At 34.6% G+C, this 19,518-nt stretch carries 12 protein-coding genes; all 12 read right to left on the bottom strand.

Features of this window, described 5'->3' with window-relative positions:
• Nucleotides 1-64: 64 nt before the first annotated feature.
• Nucleotides 65-3,067, bottom strand: a complete 3,003-nt coding sequence (locus BUC31_RS11495; RefSeq protein ID WP_073244328.1) for a WD40/YVTN/BNR-like repeat-containing protein — start codon at nt 3,065-3,067, stop codon at nt 65-67.
• 167 nt (nt 3,068-3,234) lie between these two features.
• Entirely contained in the window at nt 3,235-4,071 is an 837-nt protein-coding gene (locus BUC31_RS11490) for an MORN repeat-containing protein (RefSeq protein WP_073244326.1), read from the bottom strand.
• 22 nt (nt 4,072-4,093) lie between these two features.
• On the bottom strand, nt 4,094-4,927 hold the full coding sequence (locus tag BUC31_RS11485; RefSeq protein ID WP_027067048.1) for a DUF2490 domain-containing protein: 834 nt from the start codon (nt 4,925-4,927) through the stop codon (nt 4,094-4,096).
• Between the two features lie 3 nt (nt 4,928-4,930).
• The gene (locus tag BUC31_RS11480) at nt 4,931-6,820 is read right to left on the bottom strand and encodes a hypothetical protein (RefSeq protein ID WP_073244324.1); all 1,890 of its coding nucleotides are present in this window, start codon (nt 6,818-6,820) and stop codon (nt 4,931-4,933) included.
• 196 nt (nt 6,821-7,016) lie between these two features.
• Complete coding sequence (locus tag BUC31_RS11475) at nt 7,017-8,567, bottom strand: SDR family NAD(P)-dependent oxidoreductase (protein ID WP_073244321.1); 1,551 nt, start codon at nt 8,565-8,567, stop codon at nt 7,017-7,019.
• A 36-nt stretch (nt 8,568-8,603) separates the two neighbouring features.
• Entirely contained in the window at nt 8,604-9,905 is a 1,302-nt protein-coding gene (locus BUC31_RS11470) for a DEAD/DEAH box helicase (RefSeq protein ID WP_073244319.1), read from the bottom strand.
• Nucleotides 9,906-9,936: 31 nt separating this feature from the next.
• A complete protein-coding gene (locus BUC31_RS11465) occupies nt 9,937-10,383 on the bottom strand; it encodes a KTSC domain-containing protein (protein WP_073244317.1) in 447 nt (148 codons plus the stop codon).
• Between the two features lie 96 nt (nt 10,384-10,479).
• Nucleotides 10,480-15,369 carry a DNA repair ATPase gene (locus BUC31_RS11460; RefSeq protein ID WP_073244315.1) on the bottom strand — a complete coding sequence of 1,630 codons (4,890 nt, stop codon included), beginning with the start codon at nt 15,367-15,369 and terminating at the stop codon, nt 10,480-10,482.
• Between the two features lie 61 nt (nt 15,370-15,430).
• Entirely contained in the window at nt 15,431-17,497 is a 2,067-nt protein-coding gene (locus BUC31_RS11455) for an SPFH domain-containing protein (RefSeq protein ID WP_073244313.1), read from the bottom strand.
• A 14-nt stretch (nt 17,498-17,511) separates the two neighbouring features.
• Nucleotides 17,512-18,216, bottom strand: a complete 705-nt coding sequence (locus BUC31_RS11450) for an OB-fold-containig protein (protein ID WP_073244311.1) — start codon at nt 18,214-18,216, stop codon at nt 17,512-17,514.
• Nucleotides 18,217-18,220: 4 nt separating this feature from the next.
• On the bottom strand, nt 18,221-18,934 hold the full coding sequence (locus tag BUC31_RS11445) for a PspA/IM30 family protein (RefSeq protein ID WP_073244309.1): 714 nt from the start codon (nt 18,932-18,934) through the stop codon (nt 18,221-18,223).
• Nucleotides 18,935-18,946: 12 nt separating this feature from the next.
• Nucleotides 18,947-19,342, bottom strand: coding sequence for a type III secretion system chaperone family protein (locus BUC31_RS11440; RefSeq protein WP_073244307.1), 396 nt, complete (start codon nt 19,340-19,342; stop codon nt 18,947-18,949).
• Nucleotides 19,343-19,518: the final 176 nt, after the last annotated feature.

The following is a 19,518-nucleotide window of genomic DNA, read 5'->3' as shown; positions in this document are numbered from 1 at the left end:
CTTTATTCTATCGACGAGATTTTTGGGCAATTGTTGTTATTCGTAACAATTGCCCAGTAAATATTTAGTTAAGTTTTACTTTATTTTTCACAGAATTAAACTGTTGTTGTAACTCTTTAAGACGTTCTACTTCTTCATTGCCGGGCACTTTATCTGCACCACCAACGATATAGGATAAATAGGATATTTGGGCAACCAGCATTTGTTGAGGATATGCACCTTCATCATTTTTTATTTCTTTTAAAACAGTCTCTAAGGAAGCTTTTTCATCTCCTTTAGTTTTCTTGATCTGTGCTTCTAATTCTGACTGAAACTTTCTGGCTTCCGTTAATAAATCAAGCACTTTATTCTCAAAAGCTAAGTGATCAAGAATGATAGTATTATCTATACCTTCTTCTCCTAAACGTGGATCTACCAAAATTTCAAAAGGCTGCTCCAAAATCTTCTCTCCTACTGTTAATTTAGCAATATAGTTACCTGGTGGTACTACAGGTCCATTTTTATACCTTCTAGATTCTTTATCGCTCCATGCACCTTTTTGACGCATATCCCATTGAAATCTATTAATACCTTTTTTGGTTTCAAGCTTTGCATCAAAGTAACTAAAAGTCGTACTAAGCCCCATATTTTCAACTTCTTCCTTGCTAGATTTAATCTTTGTAGAATCACTTAAAATAGAAGCAACTGACTGTTTGTTAGCATTTAAAATTTCTAATTTCACCTCGCTTTTAAGTTCTTTGGGAAGGTAGTAATCAATTAATACTCCGGTTGAAGGATAGTCAGGAAAACCTTTTGCTCTTCTTGGTGTACGATATCTAATCGTGTTATCTGGTTTGAACAAAACAGGGGAATCCGAAAGTGTCGCAATATCTGTATTTCTTAAGGAGGTAATATTATCTAATACCCAGAAACCACGACCCATGGTACTTAAAACCAAATCTCCTCTTTTAATAATGATATCGGTAATAGGTGTAACGGGTAAGTTTTGTTGAAACGACTTCCATAGTTTACCGTCATCCAGAGAAACAAACATTCCGTATTCTGTACCTGCATAAAGAAGTCCAGCAGTTTCTGGGTCTTCACGTAATACTTTAGCGGTATAGTCAGCTGGAATTCCGTTTGTAGTGGTACTTATCAATTCCCAAGTTTTACCATAATCTACTGTTTTATAAAAATACGGAGTAGCATCACCTAACAAATGTCTATCTACCGAAATGTAAGCTTTTGCAGGGTCAAATTGGGAAGGTTCAATTGATTCAACTCTTCCGCCTTTTGGCATTTTCTTAGGTGTAACATTTGACCATGTTTGTCCGCCATCTTGGGTTATTGAAACAACACCGTCATTAGATCCCGTCCAAATAAGGTCTTTCTTTATTTTAGATTCTCTTATCGAATAAATTGTACTGTAATATTCTTCACCGGTAATGTCTCTAGTTATTGGACTTCCTGAAATAACCTGCTTATCTGCTTCAAAGGCAGTTAAATCTGGAGAAATGGTTTCCCAAATAACTCCGTCATTTCTTGTTTTATGCACAAATTGAGAACCCATGTAAACTACATCAGGATCATGTGGAGATACGTGAACAGGAGCTACACGTTGAAACCTGTATTTTAAATCTTTAGGGTTATGTCCGTAAATATTGGAAGCACCTATAGAGTATTCTCTACCTGTACCTGTTATTTTATTATAAACACTAAAGCGTCCTTTACAATTGTTGTAAACAATATTGTGATTGCCAGGTTTTGGAATTGACGGACCTGTTTCACAGCCACCAACTTCAATCATTACCTGTGTACCTTGAACAGAAGTTCCACTTGGAGCCGAACTTGGAATTGCAATGGTAGTATTATCTTGTTGTGCACCATAGATCCAATAAGGATATTGATCATCTACCGCTACCTGATAAATTTCAGCTGTTGGTTGGTTGAATTGTGAGGACCATGTTTTACCTCCGTTATGCGATACATTGGCGCCACCATCATTACACTGAATTAATAAATCAGGATTATTAGGATTTAACCAGATATCATGGTTATCGCCATGTGGTACAGCCATCATTGTCCAGTTCTTACCACCATCCGTAGACTTTAATAATGGATTGGCATTAGAATACACAATATCAGGATTGGTTGGGTCTAGCTCTATATTAATATAATAAAATGGTCTATTAACTAAACCTTTATTACTTGACGTTTGAACAAATGTTTTTCCTTGATCAACAGATTTGTAAACTCCGCCTTCATCGCCTGGAGCTTCTATTACTGCATAAAGTATACTAGAATCTACGACCGATACTGCTAAATCTATTTTACCTATCAATCCTTTTGGCAATCCTGTTTCTAGTTTAATCCAATCTTTACCTCCATTAACTGATTTATAAATACCGCCTTCTTTGTTCTCTCCACCAGATATAATTGTCCAAGGAGTACGTTGTGCTTTCCAAGCAGCTGCATAAACAACATTAGGGTTGCCGGGTAAAAGTTCTAAATCTGCAAATCCGGTTGTATTAGATATGTGCAGCATTTTTTCCCAAGTAGCACCACCATCAATTGTTTTGTAAATGCCTCGCTCTTCATTAGCTTTAAAAGCATCACCAATTGCCGCTACCCAAACGATGTTACTATTGGTAGGGTCAATTTCCACGGCACCAATTTGTCCGGCTTTTGCCAAACCTATATGGTCCCAAGTTTTTCCGGCATCTATAGATTTATAAACTCCTTTTCCGCTGATGATGTTACTACGCAGTCCGTCAGAACCAGTACCTACATAAACAATATTAGGGTCATTAAGAGCAACTTCAATAGCACCAATAGAAGGAGTGTCAAAAAATCCGTCAGAAACATTATTCCAAGATGTGCCATAATCATCTGTTTTCCAAACACCGGCACCAGATGCACCTAGGTAAAAAGTACCTGGTAAAACAGGAGTACCAGTAACCGTAGTAACACGACCACCTCTAGAGGGACCAATAGTACGGTATTCAAATGCGGAAAAATCTTGGGCAAGAACTAAGGTTGTACTTAGTAAAAATGTAGAAATGGAAAGGAAACGAACAAAGGTTTTCATTTAGCTTAAATAATAGGTTGGTTAAAACCTAAAGTTACTTAAACTGATACGTATAACATATATTGAAAATCATTTTTACGATTTTCTTAATTTGACAATTACATACTGAGATTTGACGTAATCTCGTTGCTGAAAATTATATAATATGCTGCTATTATAGCGTATATCTACTTGTCAGTATCTTTAAGCTTGTCATTTTCCCAAATACCACTTATAACAGAGCCTTCTTTCTTATGAAAAATACCTTTTCCATTTCGCTTGTCGTTTTTCCACTGTCCTTTGTATTTTTCACCGTTAGGCCAAAAATAAGTGCCTTCACCATTTCGCATATCATCTTTGTAACTACCAATATAATATTCACCGTCAGACCAGTAAAATGTGCCATTACCTTCGCGTAGATTGTCTTTCCATTCGCCTTCATACCTGCTACCCGTCTCAAGTACGGCAATGCCGATACCATTGGCCTTGTTGTTTTTTACTTGACCAACATAATGCAATCCAGTTCCTTTCTTACTAGTAAAACTAAGGTATTCTCCAAATGATTTATTGTTCAGTTGCTTACGCATATTACTTAGTTGAACGCGAGCTTTTTCTAATGCAAAACTTAAAGAATCTATACTTCTAATTTCACTTTGCGCAACTGGGGCAATAGCAATTGAATCGATGGATGTTTTTTTGGTTTCCTCATCAGAAGCATTTACAATATTGTTTTGCATTAACTTTTTAGCAAGAGCAATACGTAATGGAATAACGCTGTTCAGCTCTTCGTGATTTTGAAGTGTAGTATTATACGATTCAATAGCTTTATTATAATCGCCTTTCATTAAAACAGAATCGATTGCGATTAATTCTTTATTACCAGTTACAAGAACATCTAACTCCTTTTTTGCCTTGCTACTCTCCCCTATTTCATTTTGCAGCGTGCTTGATTTGATGCCAAAATAAATTGCCAATACAGATGTGATGGCTAACAGACCGTACAATGTTACATATCTTTTTTTCATAGTGTTTGTTTGCTCTATGGTATTAATCTGTTAAATGAATTTCTGGAAGCTTGTTTTTAACCTTTCTAAAATCTGGTGAATAGTATACGTGAAAACGCATCGCCCAACTTTGCTTGTAATACCCGCCGTTCTTTAGATCTTGACCCTGAGAATACATGGCTCCTGCCGCAACAGTTAATCTTGGTGTAAGAATATAGCCCAAAGTAGTCGTTAATCGTAAATCTTCCATAGGACTAGCAACAACTGCTTTTCCACTTTGCATGATTAATTCAGCCTCAGGAGCTACATAAAAAGTCTTAGGTTTTAGCTTATGATTGTTCAAAGGGATTTTCATTCTGAACATATACCTCCAACGGTTTCTAAATATGTATTCGCTATTCTCTACAAAACTTTGTGTCCAACGATGTTCAATACGAATACGGTGATAAATCATCATACTTGCCAATGACTGCGCAAATTGATATTGATGCCAAATACGCCACTCAGGTACCAAATTACGATCCGTAGAGGCTTCATCTGTATTGAAGTTTAAACGTAACACTCCGCCTAAACGAACATTGAAATATTTAGAGTGTATATACCCAATAGCGTGTCTATTATAAACCTGAGCTACTTGCCCAAAAAATGGTGTAGCTTCCGTTTCTTCTAATCTTAAATGCGTCTGTGCATCCCAAAATAAGCGTTTGCTAATTCTAATATTCCCATAAGTATTGATCCAGGTTTTGGTACCTAAATCTTTATACTTCGAATATTCTGGCAATTCTACGGCTTCTTTTTCTTGTGCTAATCCTTTAAAAACAAAGGCAAAAAGCATTAAAAAAGAAAGCTTTACGATATGTGTACGAAACGTTTTCATAGGCTATTGCTTTGTAGTGTTTTGTACATTCAACATCTCTAATACAGTAACAGGGTCTTTTTCTTTTTTGAGCTTTCTTTCCAGCTTTTTGGTGTCTTGATCTTTTAGTTCTAGAACCTTTTTGTACGTAGCCGTAATCGTATTGTTTAAATTTTTAATAGTCTCACAAGATATATGCTGTTCTATTTCAGTTAAGAAGTAAGGTTCTAAAATTTTGGAATAAGCTGATGTAATTTTCTTTTTAATATCCTCATCCATCAATGTTGCCATAAACGGATTCCAAATACGATCGGTATAACTTTCTTTAATAGCCGTATGGTATACTGGCATTTGTGAAACAGTTCTTGATAAATCGTTTAAATTGTCAAGACATTCAACCGTATTTCTAGCAGCAGCTAATCTGTTTTGAGCAGATTTTACTTTAGAGTAATCGTTCAACGTAGTACTAGCAAAAGATTTAATTTGATGTAAAGAATTGGCATATTTTAGTGGAATACTATCCTTTATCGCTTCAATAAAAGTTACTAATGAATCGTTCTGTAATATGATTTCCTCTTCTAAACTAGCCAACTCATTTTGTCTTTTTTCTTGCGCTAATGTTTCTTTAACCTCGTTGGCGATAGACAGAATACCGTCATATCCCATTTTAGCAACAGCTTCAATATTCGCTATGCTAGAATTATCGGTATTGGTTACAGCATTTGAAGTAATTGTATACGGCTTAGAAGATTTTACACTATCTATTTGCATCTCAATATCCACTTTAGATTTTGGCATTCCTGCCGGAAATACATGGTTTATTAGCTGTTGGCGGGATGTATATTCCAAAATACCCAAAGAATCATAACTTACAATTTCTTGAATAGGCTTAAGAAACTTTTCTTTTAGGTGAAGTACGGTATTGTACTGATACGCTGTGTTGGTATCAGATAATTTTAGAATATTCAATTGTGAATTGTGCAGTATAGATTCACTTAATTCATTTGCTTTTTTATAATAGGATACTATGCTATCAACTTTAGAGACTTCTAAAGAATCTAACGGATAATAAGGAACCTTAACTTTAAATTCAGGAAGAAATTCTGACTTACCTAATTCAGATAATATATCATCAACTTCTTGGTAACGTGCTGCATTTTGCTTTAAAAGTTCAGGTAAACTATTATGATGTAGAATGTCAACATCTACTTGCGAAAGTTGAATTTCTAAGGCTTTAATATAACCCGCATTTAGATTAATGATTTTAGTTTGCCCGTTATAGCCTTTGTATCCTTTTATAGTTTTATGATCACTTTCGTCATCCACCCTAATCGATTGCAATAAGCCATCTTTAAAATACCAGCTTTCAGATTGGTCCATTCCGTTTGAAGGAAATAAAGACCACTCATCATGGGCCAAACCATCTCGTAGAAATCTACCTACTAATATATAGTTTTCATTATTTATACTAAAATTCTTCTGCGGAACGCCATTTTCAAAAGAAATAACGCTTTTAAATAAGGTATTTGATATTTCAGAATTTTCAATTTGTTCTTCTAAAATGGTCCACTTACCATTGGGTTTACCCATTTGAATTTTTCCACTAGCGGATTTTTGAATTCCATTAACAAGAACACGGTATTGGTAGTCTATAATTTCAGACTGACTCTTGGAGTTAAATTTCCCGAATTGAAACTTCCATGGTCCGTTTGCGGTGCCATCAACGAAAGCTCCCTTAAATTGAAACGAATAATCTTGCTTCTCTAAGAGTTCTTGAAGATTTGAACGTAGTACCGTAAAATCGCCATCGAGAACAGTATCGTTATCAACAAGTTTATAAGAATACGTTGCTTTACCGTTATACTTACCTATTTGTAAAGGTCCGTTATACGTTTGGATTTCTTGACCGTTCATCGGAATGGAAATTCCGACAACTATAAATACAAGAAATTGTAGTAATGGTTTGATAGTTAGCCTAATCATGCCGCAAAAAAACGAAAATAGATTCAGACTAGTAAATTAGAACGGTAAGAGTTTTAACTTTTTATTAAATGTTCCTAAACAATTTAGGATGCGGCAATAAAAACAACATTTTTTAAGAATAATGTAACTACCAATCTATTGGAAAATAGTCTTTTAAGAATTTACCACACCAATGTTTTCCGGTATTAATACCGTCAAATAAAGGATCCATTACACGAGCAGCGCCATCAACGATATCTAGAGGTGGTTGAAAATCGTGTACTTCTTGTTTCATTTTAGCCAATTCAGCAGGGTCTTCATCAGTAACCCAACCTGTATCAACAGCATTCATGAAAATTCCGTCTTTAGCCAATTCACCTGCAGCAGTATGTGTCAACATATTTAAAGCAGCCTTGGCCATATTGGTATGTGGATGACGAGATTCTTTGAAGAAACGGTGGAATTTACCTTCCATCGCCGTTACGTTAATAATATGCTTCTGACCTGTGTTCTCTTTCTTCATCAATTCTGCCAAACGGTTGCATAACACAAATGGTGCTACTGAATTAACGAGCTGAACCTCAATCATTTCGGTGGTTTCAATTTCACCTAGCTTTAACCTCCAGCTATTGGTTTTACGTAAATCTACTTGTTGTAAGTCGGCATCCAATTCTCCCGTTGGGAAAACCTCTTGGGCTACCAACGCATTATCAAAACTATAAGGAATCTGAGACAGCTTTGCAGAAGCTCGTAAACCAATACCAGGTTCTGGTCCGTGCCAAGTAACCGGCATGTTTTGATTAGGAGAAGCTTTAGAACTGAATGATTTTAATTCGTCTAAACAACTTTCATGGTCGCTCAATACCATTTGTGCAAACTTTGGCAATGAAGAAAATTCACGTTCTTCATTTTCCATTAAGTGATGGTAAAATCCTGCTGGTCTACGTACCGTTTGTGCTGCGTTGTTTATTAATATATCAAGCTTGTCATATTGCTGCTCAATAAAATTGCAGAATATCTCAACACTAGGGATGTGGCGTAAATCTAATCCGTGAATTTTTAGTCGATGCCCCCACTCCATAAAATCTTCTTCCTTAGAAAAACGAAGGGCAGAGTCTACAGGGAAACGTGTGGTGGCTATAACGGTAGCTCCGCCACGAAGTAACATTAACGTAATATGATAACCAATTTTTAAGCGAGATCCGGTAATAACCGCAACCTGACCTTTTACATTGGCATTCTGGAATCTTTTCGCATAATTGAAATCACCACAATCTGTACACATGGTGTCATAAAAATGATGCAGCTTAGTAAACTCAGCCTTACATACGTAGCAATTTCGTGGAGTTGTAAGTTCAGGTAAATCTTTACTTGCTAGTTCTGCAGCAGGTAGTAATTTTGGAGCAACAAATACATGAGCTTCACGTGCACTTCTTATACCTGTTTCTTTACGAGCATGCTTATCGCGAACTGCTTGCTTTCTTTTTTCGTTACGTTTGGCATCTTTAACCCGTTTGGCAAACTCTTGCTTATTAGGACGAGATAACTGACCAGCAACTTTAATTAAGGCAATTCTTCTGTCTTCAGGAATTTCAAATATTTGATTGGTATCTGTTACCAAACGATTTAAAATCTCAATACAACTTTCAATCTCGTTTAAATCGATATCAGTTTCGTTCTCGTGCTGTTTATCCTTCATCATACTACCTTAAAAGGGCAAAAATACTAACTATGATTAAAGTACGGTAATACGTACTTTCTTCTTTTTTAATCTAGAATTATTTAACTCGCTTACGAGTTCTTGAGATTTACTTTTCGGTACTGCTACAAAAGCACAATCTTGTTTTAGTTCTATGTCTCCCAATTCATCTCGGTTCAAACCACCTTGTTTAAAGAAAAGTCCCGCAATATCACCTTTAGATATTTTATCTTTTCTGCCACCAGAAATAAATAGCGTTTCCCAAAATGGGTCCCCTAACCTATTGGTTTTACCTATGTTTATTGGTTTTGAATTTGAAGCAAACCCAGGTAATTTTTCTTTATCCCATTTTACAATATATGCGGTACCTGCTTCATTTACACGAGCAGTTCTACCATTACGATGGGTAAATTCTTCAATACGTTGTGGTAATTCGTAATGAATGATAAAATTTAATTCGGGAATATCAATACCTCTACCAGCTAGATCAGTTGCAACTAAAATACGACTGCTACCATTTCTAAATTTAATTAAAGCACGTTCGCGGTCTTTCTGTTCCATACCACCAGAAAAGCATTCATGTAGTATATGTTTCTGACTTAGAAAAGAACTAACAGTATCAATACTATCCTTTAAATTACAAAAGATGATACCTGGTTCTTCTCCAATATATTTTAAAAGTTGAACTAATGTTTTCAACTTATCTTCTTCTTCAGAGATAACTGTACTTATAGTAAGTTTTGATGGTGTATTTTTCTTAAGATAATTGATTCTTCTTGGGTTTTCCATTCCCACAAACTTGGGGATTTTAACAGCTTCCGTTGCAGAAGTAAGAATACGTTTTTTAAGATTTGGTAATTCCGCAAGAATTTCAGTCATTTCCTCTTCAAATCCGACTTCTAAAGACTTATCGAATTCGTCAAGAATTAAAGTTTTAATATGCTCTTTGGTAAAACGATCTGCCATAAAATGGTCAAGAATTCTACCAGGCGTTCCAACTAAAATTGCAGGAGTATGTTTTAGCTCTATCTTATCTTTAGACATAGCTCTACCACCATAAATGGCATTCACTTTAAAACCAGTACCCATATTACGAATAACCTGTTCTATCTGAATAGCCAATTCGCGAGAAGGAACTAAAATCAAAACCTGAACTTCAGGATTGTCATGGTCCATAAAATCTAAAACCGGTAAAAGAAAAGCCAAAGTTTTTCCTGTACCGGTCGGAGAAAGTAAAATGGTATTATTCGATGATGAGATAGCATCTAACGCACTTTCTTGCATCGGATTTAACGCATCAATATTCAATTTTGATAAAATCTCTTGTTGATTTTTCATGCGTTTTTGATAACCATTAATTTATATACGATTATGCCTCTTGAAGGTCACGTTTCGATTTTCTGTACAAATAATTTGGGAAAATTGTTCTTTTCGCAAATCTGTTCAACTTGTTAGAATTGATCATTTTCTGGAAAATAGGCTTCGTTACACCGAAGTACTCATACGTAGCACCATCAACGAAAGTAACTTCTAAAACTAAACCATTGTGCTGAAAATCAGCAACACCAGAGTTTATAGACTCGTTGTATACTTCTTTATTAGCTTCTTTGGTTTCAGGAGCGATACTTACTAAAAAGTGATATCCGTCAATAATACGACGACTTTGAACTTCAGCTTCTTCTCTTTTTTCATCACCTTCTTGAAACTTGTCTGGGTGCCATTCTTTAACTAAACCTCTATACGTGGACTTAAGTGCTTTAAGTTCAATCTCTTTTTCAACCCCGAAGAGTTTCTTGTATTCATTAATGCGCTTCATAATACAGCTTTTTTGCGGGTGCAAAATTACATCTTTATTTTGACGTGAAAGCTTGAAATTCAGTAATAAAAGAAAAAAATAACCTCTGGTTGATAGCTACTCGTTATTCAGACCTTTTTCAAGAACCGATTTTATGCCCGCTAAATTTTCAGAAAATTCCATCATTTGAGAAAGTACTTGTGCCATTTCATTAGCATTACCAAAACCTTTTAGCTTATTATTTTTTACAAATTGTTCCTTAATAGCGCTCCAACGTGTATCTTCTTCTGTTGAAAGATTTCCTATTAACTCATTGTACTTTAGTAAATTAGATTCAGCAGAACCGGTCAAAGTTTGTGCTTCGTTCTCATAATGAGAACGTAACATGGTGTTTAGTTCTTTTTCATTCATGATAGGCACAATCTGAGCCACCAATTTATTCATGTCTCTATAAGAACCTTGAAGTTTAAAAGAAGGCTCTGTACGATACTCGTCTTGCATGGCTGCACTTTTAATATATGTTGCATTTACTTTCAACAATACATCTCGTACCCTTAAAACTTTTTCAAGTACCTTTTTGTATTCTTCAACTTCTTGGCTAGAATGGTTACCAATAAGTTGACCTTCGTCAGACTTAGACTCAATTTGTTCTACCAAGGTATACACATCGTCAAATTCTTTACTCGCCAATTGCTGCAAAATGGGGTTTGCGGTAAGTGAATTTTCAATCAGACTTAATCTAAACAAGTGTTCTGTTTCGCCAATAATATCACCTAGGTTATAAATGTCGGCACGGTTGGCTAACATATCTGGAATCTGAAATTTCTCTCCGCTTTCCGTATATGGATTACCTGCCATAATTACGCAGAATTTTTTACCGCGTAAATCGTATGTTTTGGGCTGACCCTCATAAACACCTTCAATTTTACGAGTACCATCTGATAGTGAAATAAACTTTTGTAAAAATTCTGGATTACAATGCTGAATATCATCAATATATAGCATTACATTGTTTCCCATTTCAAAAGCAAGATTCAACTTTTTAAGTTCTTCTCGGGCGGCACTATTCTTTGCTGAAGCTGGGTCTACATTGGTTACTTCATGACCAATTGCAGGTCCGTTAATCTTAACGAAAATTAAACCTAGGCGGTTGGCAATGTATTCCATCAAAGTAGTTTTACCGTAACCTGGTGGAGATATTAAAAGCAACATACCCATTCTATCGGTACGCTTGTTCGCACCTACAGTACCTAATTGTTTGGCTAAATTATTACCAAAAATGGGAAGGTACACTTCATCAATTAATTTGTTTCGTACGAAAGAGGTAAGCACTCTTGGCTTAAACTCTTCTAACTTTAAATCGGTCTTTAATTTCTCGGTGATTTCAAGCTTAGTCTTTTTAAATTTTAGAAAAGCAGGAACTTCATCTGATAAAAATAAATGTAACCTAGAGATAAAATCGTGGTAATTAAATGAGTAAATTCCTTCAACAATAGTACTGTGTGATCCTCTCAAGTCTTTTAAAACTTCATTAGGTGAAACCGCTTTAATTTTAGAAGCAGATTCGTCTCTAAATAAAATTGCACTAACAATTTCATTTTCATATCTGTTATTATCAATTGCGTTTTTAATATCTTTTTTAGATTTTAAAAATGCACCAACCCATTGTTTTACCAAACGAACTTTAGAAGCAAGTTTAGGAGCGTCTTCAACACTTTTCTTAAACTTTAAATCTGCCTGGTGAGATTTAAGTAATTTTAAAAACTCATCTTTTAATTGAATGGCGAAACCACTATAGACAAATTCAGAATCTGATTTCAACTCTTCAAATAAATACTTAGCTATATCTACGCTTAAAAGCGCATCGAATAACTTTGTTTCTTCGGCAAATACCTCAATTTTATTTTGTAATTCTTCAATAATTGAAGCATACTCTTTAGATTCTGGGAAGTATTGTAAAACCTCGCCAGCTGCTTTTAAACCTTGGTCCAATTCATCTTTAACATCCTTATCTAAATCGTTCCAGAAAAATTGGGCATAACCGCGAATTTCTGGACGGTACGTAAGCAAATCTAATTCATGGTGCTTATGCACTAAAAGCTTCAGTATTCTTGATGCATCTACATCATGAACACCTTTAATATAACCTTCAGAATAATCATTTCTACTTTGTTCTTGAACAACTTTCAAAAGCTCTTCTTCACTTAGCGGAAGCAAATCATCTTCAGTGAAATTTGTAAATATTTTGTATGCTAAATATGCAGCACGATAGATGTCATCGGTTTCCGATACATATTCTTGATCCCACAAATGTCGATTTTTAACGAACGCTTCATTGTTCAGTTCTTTGTAAAAATCGGTACCTGTCAAATGATAGTTAAGCACATTGTTATGGAAAACAATAGTTAAGTCTAACTGTTGCTTATTAACTCCGAATTTATGTTTTCCTAATCGAATTACACTGTCGCCGTCTTCATAAAGGTCAAGCTTATCTTTTAACTTTCTAAGGGCATCTTCCCTTGCGGTCTTTAATTGGGTTTCAATCTCTTCAGCTTTACCACTATCATCGAGCTCTTGTAACTGTGAAATAATATCACGAAGCTTATTGATCATTAAATCGGATGCAAAGTATCCGTTGATTTCCACTGCAGAATTAAAACTCTGTGCCTTTTTCTGAACACCCTTTAATATTCTGGCAGAAGCATTGGCTAAAGCACTAGATTTTTTATTTCGCTTTTCAATTAAAGAGTTCTTTCTAGCATCAAAAGCAGCATATACCTCTTCTCTTTTTTCAATGATTGTTTCAATAAACTCTTCAAAATCGGTGAATTTACCTTCTAGTTCCTCTAATTGAATAGATGTTTTTGTCTGATATTCATCACACTTTTCAGGAGTAGACGCCATATCTAGATAATTGATGATACTTTGATCGATCAATTTCAATTGTGCTGCAAATTCTGCCTTGGCTTCAGATATACCAAGAGAATTTCTCTTGTTTTTTAAAGCAGCTTTAAGTTCGTTTATGGTTGAGAAAATCAATGAAATATCATCGATTATTTTGGTAGAATGCGCAGTGTCTTCAATCTCTAAATTTGAAACAATATCAATCAACATTTCAAGATCGGTACTGATTTCATTAATCTCAGCTTCTTTCTCTTTAGCTTCTATTACTTTTTCAACGGTAGCTATAAACTCCTTTTTATCCTTTAACGCATCATGATACGGTTGCAATGCATTCGGATTCAATAAAAATTGAACACAACGTTCAGATATTTTCTTGGTCTGTTCTGCTATTTGCTCTTCGAGTACTTCTAAATACTCCAAATCAATATATCTCACTTCTTTTAGTGAAATAGCTTCGCCTCTTAAAGATCTTAACCTTGTAAGTAGCGCTACAAACTCATCGATACTTTTAAATGAGGTACTCTTAATTTTATTAAATAACTCCTCAGCGTTTTGACGAATTAATTTAGATTGATTTTGAGCATTCTTTCGAAGTTGAACTACTTTTTCAAACTCATCAATAGCCGCGTTAGATGCCTTGTTGATTTCTTCAATTGGCTCGTTTAATTGATGTGTGTCTGGCTCTTGCAACCAATAATATGCATCTAATATGTCTTTCGAAAATTTTGCAATATCACTATATAGTCCGGCGTAGTTATCGTTTTTATTTAGAAGTGTAATTAAGCCATTGACCTCTGCCATAGCTTTTACAATATCTTTATTGCCAATTTTATACAACAAGGTATCCTCATGCTGAGAAGGCACGTAATCACCTTTTAAATAAGGTGTTTGCCAAATTTGAACAACATGATGTTTGGTTTGCTCTTGCTCTGTTTTAAAGTAACAAAGTTCACCATTTTCTAAAATTGTAAATCCGTTACAAATAATAGGTGTTTTTATAACCTGACTTATGATGTTATAAGACATAAGGTTATATAGCCCTTCTGCAGCAGAATAGAACACATATAAAAAATCTTCTCCGTTGGGAGAAACAATACGTTCTTGAAATTTTACATTGGGAATGGAATTATCAAAAATATGATACTCTCCTGTTTGTAAATAATAACCAGTTGGAAAAATGATTCCCTGGTCATCTGGCAATAAAATACAGGCATTTTTAACCGATTCAATTTTCTGAACCTCTTTCATTTTGTCGTTAAAAACAAAGTATCGAGGAGCTTCTTGAAAGGGTTTTATCTCTAAGATTAAAAGATTGCCCAAATCTCCAAAACGATACTGACCATCGTCAAGAGTTTGGTCTACATATTCTACAGGTTCATCTAAAATACCTTTGCCTTCAGCGGTGTTATCTTCAATTTTTATGGTAAGGTCACCACCAATAGTTTCTACAAACACACGGTCTTTAATAGATACATGAGGGTGCTCACCGTAACGTTGCATATCTCTTGTAGCCTCTTGCCATTTAAATTCTTGCTGAACAGGAAATTTATATTCATGTTCGCTACGGTTATCTATATACTTTAGGGTATTATCAACCAATAGCCATTTAAAAGTTTTAATATCTGTAGAGCTTTCGCTTAACTGAAAAACCATATGAAGATAATTACCAATAATAGCAAAATTGGAAAATATCGTATTTCTATAATACTTGTATAAATTGGTAAAGTCAGATTTAAAGATTTCATCATCTAGTATATCAAGAGTAGAAGATTTAAAACTATTTTCTTCAAATTTATAAGCGCTAAAAACGTCTTTAATAGTTATCTCAGTTCTAAGTCCGAAATGAACATTATACCCAAACAAACACGTATCTCCAAAAGAAACAATGTCGCGTGCAATACAATTGTTTTCTGTATTGATTCTGGCATTCGCAATAAGTTTTGTTTCTAATGAGCCGAATACGGTTTTTCTATCGTCATTTAGATTGATAAGCTTACTCTGTAATAATTCCTTCTGCTTTTGCAGTCGGTTTTTAATTACATCGTAAGTGCCACCATCTAAAATATGTTCTTCCGTTTTGTCTGTTCGGAATTCTTCTGCCATAAAAGTAACTAGGCTTTAGTATTACATTAATAATTCACTTAAAAACTCTTAGCGCACTTGGTTATTTTAGCTTTTTATCTCCCATACCTAATCCTTTTGCAAGGTTAAATAGGTTGCTAAATAAGGTTTGTTCGTCGCTATCGTTGGACTTTGACTTTAAGTCCATCAGTAAATTAGCAATAGTTACGTTCTTAAGGTCTTCAGATGAAATTCCGTATTTATCAGCGAATTCTTTTACTTTCTCTAATAGATTACCCTTAACATCATCACTACCTAAAATAGCATCTTTTACATCTTGTATGTTGGTACTGTTTTCAACCAATCTATCATATCCTTTGGCTCTAGTAATTTGCCCAATAATTTGGTCAAAGAACATAGTTTCGCCACCAACAATATCAATTTTAGCAGCTTTTAAAGCATCACCAATAACTTGTGCTTGCGCATCTGCTATATCTTTTTGAATATTGATGTGAGCAAGATCAACTTGTAATTCTTTATCTAAACGTAATTTGAATTCTTCATGCTCTTTACCAACACCATCTAATTTCTTCATTGCATTAGCTTTCTCTTCAATACCAGCGGCATCTGCTATAGCTTTTTCTCTGATAATATCTGCTTCTGCTAATCCGTCTTTACGTTTTGCATCTGCCTTAGCTTCGATGCCAACTGCTTCTGCTTTCGCTTTTTTCTCAATGATAATAGCTTGTACAATTCCTTCACGCTCATAAGCATCAGCTTTCGCATGCATCACTTGCGCTTCAGACATACCAACAATTGCTTCTTCTTTTGCTTGAGCCTCAGCTAAAATTTTACGCGCATCAGCCTCTTTCTCACTGGCTTCTTTATGAGCCAATGCTTCAATATTGATTTCCTCCGCTTTTTGCTTAGCAGCTTCTTTTTGAGCTTCAGCAGCCTTAATGGTTTTAATTAAATCTTCTTGAGCATTTCCTTCAGCATTAGTAATTTTCACTTGCTTATCTCGATCAGCAGTTTTGAAAGCTTGAATATCTTTCATGTTTTCTTGCTCTTCCACTACTCCCTTTTCTAGAGTAACACGATCACGAATAACATCTTGAATATTCTTCTTCTCAACTTCAACTACTTTCTCTTTTTCAATTTGGGCAAGCGTAACTACTCTTTCTCTTTCTGTAGCCTCTAAAAGTCTGTCTTTTTCAACTCTTTCAGTTTCTACGGCATCTGTACGTTGCTTATTCTTTAAAGCAACAATAATTTGACGCTCCATGTTTTCTTCGGCAACTTTCACTTTTTCGCGAGTAGCAATACGAGCGGTTTCTGACTTTAATAACTCTTCTTCGGACACCTTTAAAATTTCAGCCTCTTCGCGAGATTTTATATTTGCAATTTCTCTTTTTTGCTGTTCTTCTTTTTCAGCCAATTGCTTATCAAGTTCTAAAATAGCTTCACGTGCTTCAACATCTTGCTTACGAATTGTTTTCTCCTCATCACGCTTAATAAGATTTGACTTCACATTTTGGGCAGCAGTTAAATCGTTGATTTTCTTAATACCTTCTGCATCAAGAATGTTATCAGCCTTTAAATGTGCAACAGCCGTTTGTTCTAGGTAGTCAATAGCACAATCTTCTAATGTATACCCGTTAAGGTCTGTACCAATAATATCTACAATTTCATCTCTAAACTCTCTACGAGCTTCATATAATTGAATGAAATCAAACTTTTTACCAACGGTTTTTAAAGCTTCAGAAAACTTAGCTTCAAATAGCTCTTCTAAGGTTTCTTGACGTGATGCTCTTTGAACACCAATGGTTTGAGCTACTTTTTTAATGAAATTAACTTCATTATTTACTCTAACGAAGAATGCCACTTTAATATCGGCACGCATGTTATCCTTACAAATTAAACCTTCAGTAGCGAGTCTTTCAATTTGAATTTTCTTTACTGAAATGTCCATTACTTCAACCCTATGAAATACTGGCACAACATACAGACCTTTGTCCGTAGCTACTTTAGTTCCTCCAAATCCAGTTCTAACCAAGGCTTGACCTTGATGAACTTTTTTGTAGAACATTGCAATTATTGCAAAATAAACAATGATAAGGAAGAGGATGACCCCAAGACCTATACCGATAATTGAAAAGATGGATTCCATAAATGATTTAAGTTTTATTGGTTATAAGATTGAACTAGAAAATATGTATGATCCGCAGATCTTTTGATGATTAATACCGAGCTACCATAAGTTAATGGCTTACGGTCTAAAGATTTAACATAAATAGAATGACTATTACCGTCTGCCTTGACTTCTGCATTACCCATTTTGTCTTCAGTAATGTTTGATAGCAATATTGCTTGCCTGCCTAAAAAATCTACTGGTGCATCCCCATCTTTATTTAATTGCTTAAAGAAACCTTTAAACGGAGTGGTAAATAGCTTATTGACAAATAATGCTGGAAAAAGTGCAGCTATCATAATTATGAAACCTATAAAGTTATCATAGGTAAACGTCAATGTGGTCATTAGTGTTGTAATCAACCACCAAACAAATATCCAACAGGTAAACGTAAACATGAAAGGTAACCCTACAAAGTTGAAGTAGATAAGAAAAATTTGCCACCATTTTAATGGTCTGCGCCTTTTGCCTATGACATCATCTTGATTGACTTCGGTATTCGAGATATCTTCAAAATCAAGATTACCACCTTCTATACCAGAGTCAAAGTCTATATCTACATCTATATCGACATCAATATCTAGATCGAAATCAAGACCACCTATCATGGTTATGATCCAATACACCAGAAGGAGTATCAATAACAAGGTTAACGTGATATTTACCTCAGAAAATAATATGTCTATTAATTGATTCAAATTTTTATTTTTTGGATTTATTAAACCCTAGTTGTTCTTTTAATTTTTGAAGTTCATCATCTGCAGCAGCTTCAGTAGTATCAGCAACTTTGTCTAATTCTTCATCAATAGATTTACTAGAATTTGCTATATCGCCATAAGCTTCTGCCAAGGCTTCTTCTTGAGCAATTTTCTCTTTCATTCTTTCAAGCATAGACACTGTACCAGTACTATCTAATTCAGCCATTTGCTTGTTTAAATTTTTGGTAGCATTACTTACCTTAACACGGGCTTTAAGCGTTTTAAGCTCATTTTCCCAATTACCAATGTTAGCTTTTAAAGCCTCAACATTACCTTGCATTTGACTAACATTAACCTCGAATTTATCCGTTTCTTTCTTGGTAGCTTCTAATTGCTTTTCGTTGTTTTCTTTTTGAACTAAAGCTTCTTTAGCAAGTCTGTCTGCTTCTACAGCATCCATTTCTTTATTGTTAGCCTTCTTTAAAATAATAATGGCTTTGTCTTGATATTCCTTTGCTTTGTTCTTGTAAACATCTTGATCGTTCTTAGAACGTATAGCAAGCGCTTTTACTTGTGCAAGCGCTTCTAAACTTTTTTCTAGGTCTATTTTCATATCCCTAATGCCCTGTTCAGTCATTTTTATAGGATCTTCCATTTTGTCAATTGCCGAATTAGTTTCAGCCTCTCCTATTTTAAATAGTCTTTTAAATATATTCATGATTTATTATTTTTAATATTTAGAAAATTCAATTATTTGATCTGAGTATTCACTCATTAGTAAGCTTAAAGAATTAAGACTAGCCTCAAACTCGTTTAAATCCATATTCTCGATTTGTAATGTATCTCTGAATATGACCCGGTTTGCCGTTTCGTCTAAAACAAAAGCTCCATGAATGATATCTCTGTTTTTCTGAAGTAAATTTTTAAAGATTTTTTCAGATTGATTATGAACAGAAAATATAAATTGTTCCATAATCAAAATTGGTGGTGACACCCCTAAAATCAAGTTTTTTATCCCAGAATCTTCTTTCTCTACAACCAAAATACCGTCCACTCTATTCTCTTTAACGATATTAAAATTTAATTGAAGAAGGTAATCTCTGGTTATATTAAAATGGTTTTTCATATTGGTTAGTTTTTGTAGGTGGATTCTTAGATTCAATAATACAACATATTATTGATGTGATTTCTTAAATTGAGATTAGGAACGCTAAAATGTAAACAACGACGATGAACATAATATTGTGTTTTAAAATCGGTTAATAAAAAATACTGGCTCAAAATAATAGCAATTCAAATAAT

Origin of the sequence: Maribacter aquivivus, from assembly GCF_900142175.1 — a bacterium.
GTDB lineage: Bacteria > Bacteroidota > Bacteroidia > Flavobacteriales > Flavobacteriaceae > Maribacter > Maribacter aquivivus.
The sequence above is the reverse complement of the archived record's forward strand: the minus strand, read 5'-3'. Positions and strand labels throughout refer to the sequence as shown.